Source organism: Nocardioides sp. NPDC058538 (assembly GCF_042719275.1).
In the GTDB taxonomy this organism is placed as follows: Bacteria; Actinomycetota; Actinomycetes; order Propionibacteriales; family Nocardioidaceae; genus Nocardioides.
This window is the reverse complement of sequence record NZ_JBHXNY010000024.1, coordinates 81,536-96,241: the sequence shown is the minus strand read 5'-3', so window position 1 is coordinate 96,241 and position 14,706 is coordinate 81,536. Positions and strand designations below refer to the sequence as shown.

The 14,706-nt window shown below is 66.5% G+C and carries 11 protein-coding genes and 1 pseudogene; all 12 read left to right on the top strand.

The window, feature by feature from the left end; all coding sequences use genetic code 11:
• A pseudogene (locus tag ACFWQC_RS20315) lies at nucleotides 1–264 on the top strand (ABC transporter ATP-binding protein); the annotation flags it as partial.
• Nucleotides 264–1,049, top strand: a complete 786-nt coding sequence (locus tag ACFWQC_RS20310; protein ID WP_378681968.1) for an MlaE family ABC transporter permease — start codon at nucleotides 264–266, stop codon at nucleotides 1,047–1,049. The pseudogene ACFWQC_RS20315 and the gene ACFWQC_RS20310, both read left to right, overlap by 1 nt.
• A 12-nt stretch (nucleotides 1,050–1,061) precedes the next feature.
• Entirely contained in the window at nucleotides 1,062–1,889 is an 828-nt protein-coding gene (locus ACFWQC_RS20305; RefSeq protein ID WP_378681965.1) for an MlaE family ABC transporter permease, read from the top strand.
• Nucleotides 1,886–3,247: an MCE family protein gene (locus ACFWQC_RS20300; RefSeq protein WP_378681962.1), complete on the top strand. Its 1,362-nt coding sequence runs from the start codon at nucleotides 1,886–1,888 to the stop codon at nucleotides 3,245–3,247. Before ACFWQC_RS20305 ends, ACFWQC_RS20300 begins: the two co-directional genes overlap by 4 nt.
• Nucleotides 3,244–4,296 carry an MlaD family protein gene (locus ACFWQC_RS20295; protein WP_355019326.1) on the top strand — a complete coding sequence of 351 codons (1,053 nt, stop codon included), beginning with the start codon at nucleotides 3,244–3,246 and terminating at the stop codon, nucleotides 4,294–4,296. Before ACFWQC_RS20300 ends, ACFWQC_RS20295 begins: the two co-directional genes overlap by 4 nt.
• Nucleotides 4,293–5,267, top strand: a complete 975-nt coding sequence (locus ACFWQC_RS20290; protein WP_378681959.1) for an MCE family protein — start codon at nucleotides 4,293–4,295, stop codon at nucleotides 5,265–5,267. Before ACFWQC_RS20295 ends, ACFWQC_RS20290 begins: the two co-directional genes overlap by 4 nt.
• Nucleotides 5,264–6,406: an MCE family protein gene (locus tag ACFWQC_RS20285; RefSeq protein WP_378681956.1), complete on the top strand. Its 1,143-nt coding sequence runs from the start codon at nucleotides 5,264–5,266 to the stop codon at nucleotides 6,404–6,406. The genes ACFWQC_RS20290 and ACFWQC_RS20285 overlap by 4 nt, the downstream gene beginning before the upstream one ends.
• On the top strand, nucleotides 6,403–7,866 hold the full coding sequence (locus ACFWQC_RS20280) for an MCE family protein (protein ID WP_378681953.1): 1,464 nt from the start codon (nucleotides 6,403–6,405) through the stop codon (nucleotides 7,864–7,866). The genes ACFWQC_RS20285 and ACFWQC_RS20280 overlap by 4 nt, the downstream gene beginning before the upstream one ends.
• Nucleotides 7,863–9,131 carry an MCE family protein gene (locus tag ACFWQC_RS20275; protein WP_378681950.1) on the top strand — a complete coding sequence of 423 codons (1,269 nt, stop codon included), beginning with the start codon at nucleotides 7,863–7,865 and terminating at the stop codon, nucleotides 9,129–9,131. Before ACFWQC_RS20280 ends, ACFWQC_RS20275 begins: the two co-directional genes overlap by 4 nt.
• Nucleotides 9,132–9,267: 136 nt before the next feature.
• On the top strand, nucleotides 9,268–9,900 hold the full coding sequence (locus ACFWQC_RS20270; RefSeq protein ID WP_160025579.1) for a hypothetical protein: 633 nt from the start codon (nucleotides 9,268–9,270) through the stop codon (nucleotides 9,898–9,900).
• Nucleotides 9,897–10,835, top strand: coding sequence for a J domain-containing protein (locus ACFWQC_RS20265; protein WP_378681947.1), 939 nt, complete (start codon nucleotides 9,897–9,899; stop codon nucleotides 10,833–10,835). The genes ACFWQC_RS20270 and ACFWQC_RS20265 overlap by 4 nt, the downstream gene beginning before the upstream one ends.
• A 350-nt stretch (nucleotides 10,836–11,185) precedes the next feature.
• Nucleotides 11,186–14,656 carry a DNA-directed RNA polymerase subunit beta gene (rpoB, locus tag ACFWQC_RS20260; RefSeq protein ID WP_378681944.1) on the top strand — a complete coding sequence of 1,157 codons (3,471 nt, stop codon included), beginning with the start codon at nucleotides 11,186–11,188 and terminating at the stop codon, nucleotides 14,654–14,656.
• The last annotated feature ends 50 nt before the right edge of the window (nucleotides 14,657–14,706 follow it).

The window sequence follows — 14,706 nt, the reverse complement described above, 5'->3', positions numbered from 1 at the left end:
GCTCAGACGATCGGCCCGATCGGTATGTCGGAGGAGAAGGACGCCGATGAGTTGGCTGCGGAGAAGGACATGGGTCTGCCGCCGTTGCCGCCGATCCCGATGCAGCTGGAGCCGTCCAACGGCATTCCGCGCAAGTACCAGCGTCCGCCGGGCGCCTGGTGCCGAGAGAACGGTGTCACCCCGCCGCCGGGGTCGTTCCGAGCAGACGCGGCCATGGCCCCCGGTGGTGTGAAAACAGCAGACCCCACAGAGGCTCCTCACTGATGTCATCCATGACCGCCGCCAGGGTCCTGAAACCGATCGGGACCGCTGGCTCGCTCTTCGCGTTCGGTCTGGACGTGGGGCGCGCCGTGTTTCGGCGCCCCTTCCAGTTCCGAGAGTTCATCCAGCAGGCGTGGTTCATCGCGTCGGTGACGATCGTCCCGACCGCGCTGGTCGCGATCCCCTTCGGCGCGGTCATCGCGCTCCAGGTCGGTGGCCTCGTGGCCCAGTTCGGTGCGCAGTCCTTCGTGGGATCGGCCGCGGTCCTCGCGGTCGTCCAGCAGGCTGCCCCGATCGCGACCGCCCTGCTGGTCGCGGGTGCCGGCGGCTCGGCGATCGCCGCCGACCTCGGTGCTCGGAAGATCCGCGAAGAGCTCGACGCCATGATGGTTCTGGGCATCGACCCGATCCAGCGGCTGGTGGTCCCGCGTGTTCTCGCCTGCATGATGATCGCGGTCTTCCTCAACGGTTTGGTCTCGATCGTCGGCGTCATGGGCGGGTACGTCTTCAACGTCATCATCCAGGGCGGCACCCCGGGTGCCTACCTGGCCAGCTTCACCGCGCTCGCGCAGATGGCCGACCTGTGGCAGGGCCTGGCGAAGGCGCTCGTGTTCGGTCTGATCGCGGCGATCGTGGCTTCTTACATGGGCATGAACGCCGGCGGTGGCCCCAAGGGTGTCGGCGACGCCGTGAACCAGTCGGTCGTCATCACGTTCCTGCTGCTGTTCATCGTGAACTTCGTGATGTCTGCGATCTTCCTGCAGATCATCCCGAGCAAGTCCGGATAGGAGGCGAGACGGATGGCGAACATCAAGGCGATCTACCAGAAGCCTGCCAAGAGCCTCGACCACCTCGGTGACGAGCTCGGCTTCTACCTGCGCGCGATCGCGTGGTTTCCGCGCACACTGAGGCGCTACAAGAAGGAGATCCTCCGGATCCTCGCCGAGGTCACCCTCGGGTCGGGGGCGCTGGCCGTCATCGGCGGCACCGTCGGCGTGATCTTGGCGATGACCTTCTTCACCGGTGCCCAGGTCGGCCTGTCGGGCTACACCGCACTCGACCAGCTCGGCACCTCGGCGTTCTCCGGCTTCGTGTCGGCCTACTTCAACACCCGTGAGATCGCGCCGCTGGTCGCCGGCATCGCGCTCGCGGCGACGGTCGGCTGCGGTTTCACCGCCCAGCTCGGCGCGATGCGCATCTCCGAAGAGGTGGATGCCCTCGAGGTGATGGCGATCCCGTCGCTGCCGTTCCTGGTGACCACCCGGATGATCGGCGGCCTGATCGCGATCGTGCCGCTCTACGTGGTCGGCCTGCTCTCCTCCTACGTCGCCACCCGGTTCACAGTGATCCTCTTCTACGGCCAGAGTGCGGGGACGTACGACCACTACTTCAACACGTTCCTGCCGCCCGTCGACGTGCTGTGGTCCTTCGGCAAGGTGCTGATCTTCGCCGTCGTGGTGATCCTGATCCACTGCTACCACGGCTACAACGCCTCCGGCGGCCCCGCAGGGGTCGGTGTCGCGGTCGGTAAGGCGGTGCGTACGAGCATCGTCGCCGTCTCCGTGCTCGACCTGATGCTCTCGATGGCGATCTGGGGCAGCACGACGACAGTGAGGTTGGCGGGATGACTCAGACACTCGCTCGCGACGAGGTCCATCACGACCTGCCCACGCCGCACAAGCGCAGCGCCGTCGCACTCGCCTGGGGCCGGCAGAAGGGCAAGATCCTCGGGATCCTCTTCCTCGCGCTGCTCCTGGCCGCGCTCGTCCTGACCTGGGCGCAGTTCACCAACCGGTTCGGACAGTTCGAGGAGATCACCCTCAAGGCCGACCGCGTCGGTCTGCAGCTCCCCGAGCGCGCCGACGTCAAGGTCCGTGGCCTGATCGTGGGCGAGGTCCTCGACATGAAGCCGACCGACGAGGGTGCCGAGCTGACCCTGGGGCTGTTCCCCGAGGAGATCAGCAAGGTCCACCCGGACGTGACCGGCGCGATCCTCCCCAAGACTCTCTTCGGCCAGAAGTACGTCTCGCTGGTCCCGCCCGACACCGACTTCACCGAGCCGATCCAGGCCGGTGCGGTCATCGAGAAGACCAAGATGGCCACCGAGGTCCAGGCCGTGCTGCGTGACCTCTACCCGCTGCTGCGGACGATCCAGCCGGCCGACCTCAACAACACGCTCAACGCGCTCGCCACCGCCCTCGAGGGTCGCGGCGACAAGCTCGGGGAGTCGCTCGACACCCTCGACTCCTACCTGAAGCGGCTGAACCCCGAGATCCCGGCGCTGATCGAGGACCTCGAGCTCGCCACGGAGGTCTCCGGCACCTACCAGGCCGTGCTCCCGGAGATCGGTCAGATCCTGCGCAACACCATCGTCACCGCGACCACGCTCGAGGACCGCGAGGTGGAGCTCAACAAGATGCTGACCGACGTCACCGCGTTCTCCAACACCGCCGACAAGTTCCTCGACGACAACGGCGACACGCTGATCCAGGTCGGCGAGGTCGGTCGGCCGGTCACCCAGACGCTGGCCCGTTACGCCCCGATGTTCCCGTGCCTCATCGGTGGCATGGACATCCTGACCGACGAGTTCACCGAAGTGTTCCGCAACAACACCGTCCATATCACGCTGGAGACGCTGCCGCACCAGTCGCGTCCCTACTCGACCAAGGACAAGCCGCGCTACGGCGAGGACAGCGGCCCCTACTGCGGTGAGATGCCGAACGCGTCCTGGAGCCAGAAGAAGCCGTTCGCGCCGTTCCCCAACAAGAACGACGGCGTCGACGAGCCCACCGGAAAGGGTGTCATGCGCTCCGCCACCGGGACGACCGGCTACTCGGCCCTGTCCTACGTCGGCACGTCGGCCGAGACCGATGTCATCAACGAGCTGTTCGCCCCCGGCATGGGCATGACCGCCAGTGAGGTCCCGGACCTCGGCGGGCTGCTGCTCGGTCCGGCCGCACGTGGAGCTGAGGTGACGTACGAATGAGCGCAGTGAAGCTCTTCGACGCCAAGACCTTCCAGGACTTCTGGAAGCTGGTGATCTTCGTGATCGTCACGACCCTGGCCACCGGCCTGCTTGCGATCACCATCGGCAACGTCACCTTCGGGCAGACCGATGAGTACAAGGCCGTCTTCACCGACGTCACCGGTGTGAACAAGGGCGACGACGTACGCATCTCCGGGGTCAAGGTCGGCTCGGTCAAGGGCATCGAGATCTCCGACGACGCCCGCAGCGCGGTGGTCACCTTCACGGTCGACAGCGCGCAGCAGATCGCGACCACGACCGAGGCGACGATCAAGTACCGCAACCTGATCGGCCAGCGCTATCTGGCGCTGACCAACCAGCTGGTGGGCGACTCCTCCGCCCTGCAGGAGGGCCAGACCATCCCGGTCGGGCAGACCCACCCGGCGCTCGACCTGACCGTGCTCTTCAACGGGTTCAAGCCGCTGTTCCAGGCGCTGTCGCCCAACGACGTCAACACCCTGTCCTACGAGATCGTCCAGGTCTTCCAGGGCGAGGGCGGCACGCTGGAGAGCCTGCTCTCCCACACCGCCTCGCTGACCTCGACGCTGGCCGAGAAGGACCAGGTCATCAACGCTCTGATCGACAACCTCACCGAGGTGCTCGAGCACGTGGGCGACCGCGAGAAGGAGCTCTCCAGCCTGATCGTGACCTTCCGCGACTTCGTCGGCGGTCTCAACAACGACCGCGAGGCGATCCTCGGCTCCCTGGACCAGATCTCGGCGCTCTCCGTGGAGACCGCCGACCTGGTGCACGAGGCGAAGGACCCGCTCCTGGAGGACCTGCGCCAGGCCCGGAGGTTCTCCGACGAGGTGGCCAAGGACAAGCGCCAGCTCGACGACGCCCTCGAGCTCCAGCCGATCAAGCTGGACAAGATCGGCGCGACGGCCAGCTACGGCGGTTGGTTCAACTTCTACCTGTGCGGTCTGCGGGGCACGATCCGAGACCCTGAGGGCAAGGACCTCGAGATTCCGCTCTACGAGCCCGGTCAAGCGAGGTGCAACCTCGGATGATTCCCTTCCGCGAACGTAACCCAGTCAAGATCGGCGCCGTCTCGATCGCCGTCCTCGTCATGCTGTTGGTGATGGCGTTCAAGGCCGACAGCCTGCCGCTGATCGGTGGTGGCACCACCTACTACGCCAACTTCTCCGAGGCCGGTGGCCTCAAGGCCGGCGACGAGGTCCGCGTGGCGGGCGTCCGGGTCGGCAAGGTCGACTCGATCGAGCTGGACGGCAACCAGGTCAAGGTCGGCTTCAAGATCCGCGAGAAGGTCAACTTCGGTGAGAACTCGGGAGCCGGCGTACGCGTGAAGACGCTGCTCGGCGACATGTTCCTCGAGCTGCAGCCGGCCGGAGAGGGCCAGATGAAGGCGGGAGCCACCATCCCGGTCGACCGCACGGAGTCTCCCTACGACGTGGTCGAGGCCTTCGAGGGGCTGGCCGACACCTCCGCCAACATCGACAAGGACCAGCTCGCCGCGGCGCTCACCACGCTCGCCGACCTGACCCGGTCGACGCCGGAGGAGTTCCAGGCCGCCCTCACCGGCGTCTCCGACCTCTCCCGCAACCTCGCCGCCAAGGACGAGCGCATCGAGTCGCTGCTCACCCAGCTCGACCGGGTGACGAAGGTGCTCGACGAGCGCGACGAGGACCTGATCACGCTGATGAACGACGCCAACCAGCTCTTCGCTGCGCTGGTCGAGCGCCGCGAGGCGGTCCACAACCTGCTGCTCTCGACCCAGCTGCTCTCGAAGGAGCTCTCCCAGCTGGTCGACGACAGCCGTGCCGACCTCAAGCCGGCGCTGGAGAGCCTCGACGTGATCCTCGACGTCTTCACGAAGAACGAGGAGAACCTCGAGAAGTCCCTGCGGCTGATGGCGCCGTTCTACAAGGTCTTCAACAACACCCTGGGCAACGGCCCCTGGTGGGACACCTACATCCAGAACATGCCTCCCGTTCCGGCTCTCACTGGGAGGACCCCATGAACAAGGTAATTGTTCCGATCATCATCGGTGCTCTCGTCCTCGGGGTCGGCGCCTGGGCGCTGGTCCGCGACACCGGTGAGAAGACGCTCGTGGCGCACTTCCCGCGTACGGTCTCGCTCTATGAGGGCAGCGACCTGCGCGTGCTCGGCGTCGCCGTCGGCAAGGTGACCTCGGTCGAGCCGAACGGCACCGACGTGAAGGTCACCCTGGAATACAAGAGCGACGTCGACCTGCCCGCGGACGCCAAGGCCGTGATCATCTCGCCGTCGATCGTCGGCGACCGCTACGTCCAGGTCACGCCGGCCTACGACGGCGGCAAGAAGCTGGCCGACGGTGCGGTGCTGAGCACCGACAAGACCTCGGTCCCGGTCGAGCTCGACCAGATCTACTCCAGCGTCGACGACCTCGTGGTCGCGATCGGTCCGGACGGAGCCAACAAGAACGGCGCCCTCACCGACCTGCTGCAGCAGACCGCGAAGAACCTCGGCGGCCAGGGCGAGAAGATCAACTCGACCGTCGGCGACCTCGGCAAGCTGACCAAGGTGCTCGACAACCGCGACGAGCAGTTCTTCGACTCGGCCGAGCAGCTCGAAGGCTTCATCGGCACGCTCGCCGAGAACGACAAGACCGTACGCGACTTCGCCCAGGCGCTCGCCGAGGTCTCCTCGATGCTGGAGGGTGAGCGCGAAGAGCTCGCCGCGTCGATGAAGAACCTCTCGGTGGCGCTGAACAAGGTCACCCAGTTCGTCCGGGACAACAAGGCGATCCTGCGCGAGGACATCCAGAGCCTCAACCGGATCGGCAAGGTCCTCGTGAAGCAGCGCAAGGCGCTCGACGAGAGCCTCCGGACCGCTCCGCTGGCGCTCAACAACCTGGGCCTGGCCTACAACCCGGAGACGGCCACGCTCGACACCAACGCCAACATCACCATGATCCTCGACGAGATCATCGAGAACCCGGCCTCCTTCCTGTGCAGCCTCGTGGACCAGGCGACCGACGGCAGCAGCGCCGAGATCTGCTCGCAGATCCGGCAGATGCCGGGGCTGAACCGCTCCGCGGCGATCGGGCTCGGCACGGGTTCGTCCTACGGAGTGCCCTATGACATGTCGCTCGGCGGCCTGGTGGAGGTGAAACGATGAAGCGCGCCCTCCAGGCATTCGTCGGCGTGATCGCCGGCGCCCTGATGCTGACCGGCTGCGGCACCTTCTCCGTCTACGACCTGCCGCTCCCGGGTGGGGTGGACGCGGGTAGCGACGCGATCTCGGTCACCGCGCAGTTCGAGGACACCCTCGACCTGGTGCCCCAGTCGACCGTCAAGCTCGAGGACATCGACGTCGGCAAGATCAACAAGATCTGGCTCGACGACGGCGTCGCCACCGTCGAGATGCTGTTGAAGAAGAACGTCAGCCTGCCGAGCAACGCCCGTGCGTCGATCCAGCAGACCTCCCTGCTGGGCGAGAAGTTCGTCTCGCTGGAGCGGCCGGCCGAGCCCGATTCGTCCAAGCTCGCCGACGGCTCGACCATCCCGCTGTCGCAGACCGGCCGCAACCCGGAGATCGAAGAGGTCTTCAGTGCGCTGAGCCTGCTGCTCAACGGTGGTGGCGTGGCTCAGCTGAAGACGATCTCGACCGAGCTCAACAAGGCGCTCGCCGGCCGTGAGGACTCCGCCCGCTCCGTACTCCACCAGGTGGAGAAGCTGGCGCGCGACCTCGACAACAACAAGGAGAAGATCGTCGCGGCGATCGAGGCGCTCGATGCGCTGGCGAAGGCCACCAACGCGCAGATGGGCTCCATCGACGCTGCCCTCGACGAGCTGCCTTCGGCGCTCTCCAGCCTCGACGAGCAGCGGGCCGACCTCGTGAAGATGCTCAAGGCCCTGGAGCGGCTCGGAGACACCGGCGTACGCGTCATCCGGGCGTCCAAGGACAACACCATCGGCATCATCAAGGACCTCAGGCCGGTCCTGTCGAACCTGGCCGACTCCGGCGACGACTTCGTCCGGGCGATGAACACGATCCTCACCTATCCATTCGTCGACGCCGCGGTCGGTGGTTCGCCGCAGGCCGCGCGCAACCTGCACATGGGTGACTTCGTCAACCTCGACGTCACCGTCGACCTCAACCTCGACACGCTGCTCCAGAACGCGCCTAGGGTCGGCGACACCGTCTGCTGGGGTCTCGAGGAGATCAACCGGAAGCTCAAGACGTATCCGGACGAGGAGACCGCTCTCGACTGGCTCAACAACCTCACGAACGTCTGCAAGGACGGCGGGCTGGCCAGCGCCATCGACACCTGCCAGGAGGTGCTGACCGGACAGTCCTCCTCGGCGCCCCAGGCATGCGTGACGGGCGTGCTGGGTTCGATCGGGAAGACCCTCGACGGGCTGCTCGGGCTCGGGGCCCCCTCGTCCAACGGCGGGAGCACCACCGAGGACGGCTCCGGGTGCGTACTGCTCCTGTTCTGCCGTGCCGGTGCGGCACCGGGGACGCATGCGGTGACGTACGACGAGCTGAGCAAGGAGCTCGACCCGGGGCTGACCTCGCTGATGATCCCCGCGCTGAGCACCTCGAGCAACACTCACCAGGAGGGCGTCTCATGATCACCCGCCGTACGAAGATGCAGCTGATGGTCTTCTTGCTGATCACCCTCGTCGGGGTCAGCTTCGTCGGTGCGCGCTACGCCCGCCTGGGGTCCCTGTTCGTCAAGGACCACTACGTCGTGATGGCCCACTTCGAGCAGTCCGGCGGCATCTACGAGGACGCCGAGGTCGACTACCGAGGCGTCAAGATCGGCCAGGTCGGTGAGCTGGTGCTCAACCGCAGCGGTGTCGACGTGACCCTGAAGATCGACAAGGGCTGGCGGGACAAGATCCCGGCGGACAGCCTCGCCGTGGTCGGCAACCGCTCGGCCGTCGGTGAGCAGTACGTCGAGCTCCAGCCGCAGTCCAAGGGCGGCCCCTACCTCGAGGACGGCTCCGAGATCGCCCGCGCCGCGACGACCACGCCGCTGCCGACCGAGAAGCTCCTCGAGGACGTCACCACGACGGTGAACTCGGTCGACCAGAAGGCGCTCACCACGACCATCGACGAGCTCGGCAAGGGTTTCGCCGGCACCGGTCAGGACCTGCAGACCATCATCGACACCGGCACTGCCTTCGTGGAGACCGCCGACCAGAACTTCGCCCTCACCACCCAGCTGATCCGGGACAGCAACACGGTCCTCCAGGGTCAGCTGGACAGCAGCTCGGCGATCAAGTCGTTCGCGACCGACCTGGAGCTGTTCACCGGCACCCTGGCCGGCTCCAACAAGGACCTGATCAGGCTGATCCAGAGCGGCTCGGCCGGCTCCATCGAGCTGCGCCAGTTCCTTGAGCAGAACGGGGTGGAGATCGGCGAGCTCCTCAACGAGGTGCTGGTGACCGGCAAGGTCGTCCGGAAGAACCTGCCCGGCGTCAGGCACCTGCTCTCGATCTTCCCGGTCGTCGTCGAGGGCAGCTTCGCGGTCGTCGACGTCGGCCACCCCGGCCTCGCCCAGGCTCACTTCGGGTTGGCCCTGACCAGCCAGGCGCCGTGCAAGCAGGGTTACGAGAGCACCAAGAAGCGCAGCCCGCTGGATCTGCAGAGCCGTCCGTTCAACACGGAGGTCTCCTGCACAGAGGACCCGAGCAAGTCGAACCCTCGTGGCTCCAGCCAGGTGCCGCGTGCGGCCGTCGGTGGCACCGACTCGATCGCCAGCTTCGACCCGGACACCGGCGAGCTCACCTGGGGCGAGGCCGAGGACACCACGGTGTCGACCGCCGCTCCCGCCTCCTACGGCGAGGACGCCTGGAAGTGGCTCTACCTGCAGCCGATGGAGACCGAGTAGCCGGACCCCTGACCACCACGCAGCCGACCGGGGTCGGGGCCCGGAACGCTGCTGCATCGACCGATCCGCCCTCGGCGTACGGTGTTGATGCTTGGAAATGGCTCCTGGAGCCGCTGACCACAGAGAGTGATCCGTCTTGAGCACCACGACCGACCCCGGACCCGACACGGAGACCGGCGCAGAGACCGACCAGGCGACCGCGAACCGGGGCGCACTGCTCCGCTGGGGCGTACTGGCCCTGCTGATCGCCGTGATCCTGGCTGCCGTCGGCTACGTCGGCTGGCAGCTGACCCGCGGCGCCGACGAGTCGGTGGTGAGCCAGCGCGAGCAGGTGATGGCGGCGGCCGACAAGTTCGTCGGCCGGGTCAACACCTACGGTCCCGATGACGTCGGCAGCGACAAGAAGACGATGCCGAAGTATCGCGAGCGGGTGGGTGAGCTGCTGACCCCGAAGTTCGAGAAGAGCTTCCTGGGCAACGTCGCCTTCGCCGAGGCCACTGTCGTCCAGCAGGGCGTCGGTCGCACCACGAGCGTGCACAGCACGGGCGTCGCCGGCCTCGACGAGGACAGCGCGACCGTGCTCGTCGTCGCCGAGCTGGCGATCAGCTACCCGAAGTCCGAGGGCTCCGAGGAGCGCGTCGAGGCGGCGCGTCAGCTCGCCCGTACGGAGGTGGAGCTGGTGAAGCAGAACGGGAAGTGGCTGGTCGACGACTGGTACCCCGCCGAGGAAGCTCCTACTTCGGAAAGCAGCGAAGGGGTGACACCATGAGTTCCACGATGACTAGTCCGACCTGGTACGACCTGCTCGACGTCGAGCCCGATGCCGCCACCGACGACATCCGCGCGGCATGGAAGTCCGCGATCGCCGACCTGGACCCCACCGACCGCCGTTTCCGCACCCTCAACGATGCCGCCGCGGTCCTGCTGGACGAGAAGAAGCGGGCTGCGTACGACGCGGAGCTGGCCGCTCTCGAGGAGGCTGCGGCCGAGGACGAGGACAGTGAGGCCGACGAGGAGACCGCCGACGCCGCGGTGGCGGCCGACGCAGCTGCCGACGACGAGCCTGCCGACGAGGAGCCTGCCGACGAGGAGCCCGACACCGAGGAGAGTGCGACCACCGGACGTACGCTGCCGCTGCTCCCGACTTGGGGACTGGTCGCCGCCGGCGCGCTCGCCCTGGCCGCGGTCGTCGCTGCCGGTGTGGTCTTCTTCGGGCAGGACAAGGTCAGCACCGTCGCCAACAACAACGTCACGACCAGCACCGTCGAGGGTGCGGTGGGCAAGCAGATCACCCGCAACCACAAGCTTCTCGTCGAGGAGCAGGGCGCCGAGGCGCTCGAGGCGGCGAAGAAGGCCGCCGTCCCGCTGCTCTCCTACGACTACAGCAAGATGGACGAGTCGAAGAGCAAGGCTCACGACGTGATGACGAAGGACTACCGCGAGGACTACGACCGGCTCTTCGCGGTGCTCGTCGACAACGTCCCCGAGACGAAGACCGTGGTGAAGACGCTCGCCCCGGTCGACGCCGGCGTCATCCGGGTCTCCGAGGACACCGTGCAGATCCTCGTGCTGGTCGACCGTCAGGTCACCAACGCCCAGCGGAGCACCCCGATCGGCTACCAGGAGTACGCGATGCTCACGATGGCCAAGGTCGGCGACGAGTGGCTGGTGGACAAGGTCGAGACCCAGCCCAGCCAGGACTAGTTGCCGGCCCGGCCCGGCATTCCGGGCCTTTGCGCTACCTGTCAAGTGATTGGAATAACTTTTCCGTGGGTCGGACCGATTGGCGCGGATGCTTGACCCGGGGTGCCGATGGGGCGCATGATCATCCGCGATGCTCGACAATGGCACTGCACCAACAACGCCGACGCTCGAGCGCCGCAGGTGTGAATGAAGGTACGCCGGACTTTTAATTGGGCCCGGTGTTGTGAAGTGCGCTTTTGTGCCGTACGATGGCGCTTTGCGCATGCCTTCATATGCCCCTCAGCCTGCCCGGTGGCTGCTCGGTGGTCGGCAGCGCGAATCCACCTGCGAACCTTGTCGAAGGATTCCTCTTGGCCGCGCGCACCTCGTCGGGTGACTCCACCCCTCGCCGCATCTCTTTCGCTAAGATCTCAGAGCCTCTCGAGCTTCCCAAGCTCCTCGCCCTCCAGACCGACAGCTTCGACTGGCTGATCGGTAACGAGCGCTGGCAGGAGCAGGTCGCCGCCCGCGAAGCAGCGGGGGAGGACGTGTCTCACAAGTCCGGTCTACAGGAGATCTTCGAGGAGATCTCCCCGATCGAGGACTTCTCGGAGACGATGTCCCTCTCGTTCGAGAGCCCTGTCTTCTACGACCCCAAGTACACCGTCGAGGAGTGCAAGGAGAAGGACTTCACCTACTCCGCGCCTCTCTATGTCTCGGCGGAGTTCACCAACAACGACACCGGCGAGATCAAGGGCCAGACGGTCTTCATGGGCGACTTCCCGCTCATGACCGAGCAGGGCACCTTCGTCATCAACGGCACCGAGCGTGTTGTCGTCTCGCAGCTCGTCCGGTCCCCGGGCGTCTACTTCGAGCGCACCGCCGACAAGACGTCCGACAAGGACATCTACACCGCCAAGCTGATCCCCAGCCGCGGCGCCTGGCTCGAGTTCGAGATCGACAAGCGCGACCTGGTCGGCGTCCGCCTCGACCGCAAGCGCAAGCAGAACGTCACGGTGCTGCTCAAGGCCCTCGGCTGGACCAACGAGCAGATCCGCGAGGAGTTCGGCGAGTACGAGTCGATGATGCTGACCCTCGAGAAGGACAGCACCACCGCTCAGGACGACGCGCTGCTCGACATCTACCGCAAGCTGCGCCCGGGCGAGCCCCCGACGCGTGAGGCCGCGCAGACGCTGCTGAACAACTACTACTTCAACCCGAAGCGCTACGACACCGCCAAGGTCGGTCGCTACAAGGTCAACAAGAAGCTCGGTCTGACCGAGGCCTTCGACCAGCAGACCCTGACCGTCGACGACATCGTCGCGACGATCAAGTACATCGTCGCGCTGCACGACGGGCGTGCGCAGCTCGAGATGCCGGCCGGCATCACCGAGGTCGCCGCTGACGACATCGACCACTTCGGCAACCGCCGGATGCGTACGGTCGGCGAGCTGATCCAGAACCAGCTGCGTACGGGCCTTGCTCGTATGGAGCGCGTGGTGCGCGAGCGGATGACGACCCAGGACGTCGAGGCGATCACGCCGCAGTCCCTGATCAACATCCGTCCCGTGGTCGCTGCGCTGAAGGAGTTCTTCGGCACCTCGCAGCTGTCGCAGTTCATGGACCAGAACAACCCGCTCGCGGGCCTGACGCACAAGCGGCGTCTGTCGGCTCTCGGCCCGGGTGGTCTCTCCCGTGACCGCGCCGGCATGGAGGTCCGAGACGTCCACCCGTCGCACTACGGCCGGATGTGTCCGATCGAGACCCCTGAAGGTCCCAACATCGGTCTGATCGGTTCGCTGGCCTCCTTCGGCCGGATCAACCCGTTCGGCTTCGTCGAGACGCCCTACCGCAAGGTCGAGAACGGTGTCGTCACCGACAAGATCGACTACCTGACCGCCGACGACGAGGACCGCTACGTCATCGCGCAGGCCAACGCGGCTGTCGACGAGAACATGAAGTTCGCGACCGAGCGCGTGCTGGTCCGCCAGCGCGACGGTGAGGTCTCCGAGCTCCTGGCCGACGAGGTCGACTACATCGACGTCTCGCCGCGCCAGATGGTGTCGGTCGCGACCGCGCTGATCCCCTTCCTCGAGCACGACGACGCCAACCGTGCGCTCATGGGCGCCAACATGCAGCGTCAGGCGGTGCCGCTGGTCCGCAGCGACTCGCCGCTGGTCGGCACGGGCATCGAGTACCGCGCGGCTGTCGACGCCGGTGACGTGCTCGTCGCGAAGAAGGCCGGTGTGGTCAAGGAGGTCTCCTCCGACCTGATCGAGACCCTCAACGACGACGGCACCTACACCTCGTACAAGCTCGCGAAGTTCGAGCGCTCCAACCAGGGCAACTGCGTCAACCAGCAGCCGCTGGTCGACGAGGGCGCCCGGGTCGAGGTCGGCTCCCCGCTGGCCGACGGTCCGGCGACCCAGGGTGCCGAGATGGCGCTGGGTGCCAACCTCCTGGTCGCCTTCCAGTCGTGGCAGGGCCACAACTACGAGGACGCGATCATCCTCTCCCAGCGTCTGGTGCAGCAGGACTACCTCACCTCGATCCACATCGAGGAGCACGAGGTCGACGCCCGCGACACCAAGCTGGGGCCGGAGGAGATCACCCGGGACATCCCGAACGTCTCCGAGGAGATGCTGGCCGACCTCGACGAGCGCGGCATCATCCGCATCGGCGCCGAGGTCACCACCGGTGACATCCTGGTCGGCAAGGTCACCCCGAAGGGCGAGACCGAGCTGACCCCGGAGGAGCGCCTGCTCCGCGCGATCTTCGGTGAGAAGGCGCGCGAGGTCCGCGACACTTCGATGAAGGTTCCGCACGGCGAGGAGGGCACCGTCATCGGTGTCCGCGTCTTCGACCGTGAGGAGGGCGACGAGCTGCCCCCGGGCGTGAACCAGCTGGTTCGGGTCTACGTGGCGCAGAAGCGCAAGATCTCCGTGGGTGACAAGCTCGCCGGCCGTCACGGCAACAAGGGCGTCATCGCGAAGATCCTGCCGGTCGAGGACATGCCGTTCATGGAGGACGGCACCCCGGTCGACGTTCTGCTCAACCCGCTCGGTGTTCCGCGTCGTATGAACATCGGACAGGTCCTGGAGCTCCACCTCGGCTGGCTCGCCAAGCAGGGCTGGGACCTCAACCTCTCCGAGGACCCCGAGGACAGCGCCTGGAAGCAGCGCCTCATCAAGATCCACGCCGACAAGGCCGACCCGGGCACCAAGGTGGCCACCCCGGTCTTCGACGGTGCGCGTGAGGACGAGATCACCGGCCTGCTCAGCGCGACCCTCCCCAACCGGGACGGTCGGCGTGTGGTCGGCACCGACGGCAAGGCCCGCCTCTTCGACGGTCGCTCCGGCGAGCCGTTCCCGGAGCCGGTGGCCGTGGGCTACATGTACATCCTCAAGCTGCACCACCTGGTCGACGACAAGATCCACGCGCGTTCGACCGGTCCATACTCGATGATCACCCAGCAGCCGCTCGGCGGTAAGGCCCAGTTCGGTGGCCAGCGCTTCGGTGAGATGGAGGTCTGGGCGATGGAGGCGTACGGCGCCGCCTACGCCCTGCAGGAGCTCCTCACCATCAAGTCCGACGACGTGCCCGGCCGCGTGAAGGTGTACGAGGCGATCGTCAAGGGCGAGAACATCCCCGACTCGGGTATCCCGGAGTCGTTCAAGGTTCTCGTCAAGGAGATGCAGTCGCTGTGCCTGAACGTCGAGGTGCTGAGCCAGGACGGTTCGGCGATCGAGCTTCGTGACGCGGAGGAAGACGTCTTCCGCGCCGCCGAGGAGCTCGGCATCGACCTCTCCCGTCGCGAGCCCTCTTCCGTAGAGGAAGTCTGACGAGCGGGAGGTACGCCCCGGCGTACCTCCCCTCCCTCAGTCCCCTTTGA

Bases quoted from the DNA above. Each gene is read 5' to 3' on its own strand.
- ACFWQC_RS20275 (WP_378681950.1), top strand. From the start codon at position 7,863: ATGATCACCCGCCGTACGAAGATGCAGCTGATGGTCTTCTTGCTGATC.
- ACFWQC_RS20265 (WP_378681947.1), top strand. From the start codon at position 9,897: ATGAGTTCCACGATGACTAGTCCGACCTGGTACGACCTGCTCGACGTC.
- ACFWQC_RS20290 (WP_378681959.1), top strand. From the start codon at position 4,293: ATGATTCCCTTCCGCGAACGTAACCCAGTCAAGATCGGCGCCGTCTCG.
- ACFWQC_RS20285 (WP_378681956.1), top strand. From the start codon at position 5,264: ATGAACAAGGTAATTGTTCCGATCATCATCGGTGCTCTCGTCCTCGGG.
- ACFWQC_RS20280 (WP_378681953.1), top strand. From the start codon at position 6,403: ATGAAGCGCGCCCTCCAGGCATTCGTCGGCGTGATCGCCGGCGCCCTG.
- ACFWQC_RS20305 (WP_378681965.1), top strand. From the start codon at position 1,062: ATGGCGAACATCAAGGCGATCTACCAGAAGCCTGCCAAGAGCCTCGAC.
- ACFWQC_RS20295 (WP_355019326.1), top strand. From the start codon at position 3,244: ATGAGCGCAGTGAAGCTCTTCGACGCCAAGACCTTCCAGGACTTCTGG.
- ACFWQC_RS20310 (WP_378681968.1), top strand. From the start codon at position 264: ATGTCATCCATGACCGCCGCCAGGGTCCTGAAACCGATCGGGACCGCT.
- ACFWQC_RS20300 (WP_378681962.1), top strand. From the start codon at position 1,886: ATGACTCAGACACTCGCTCGCGACGAGGTCCATCACGACCTGCCCACG.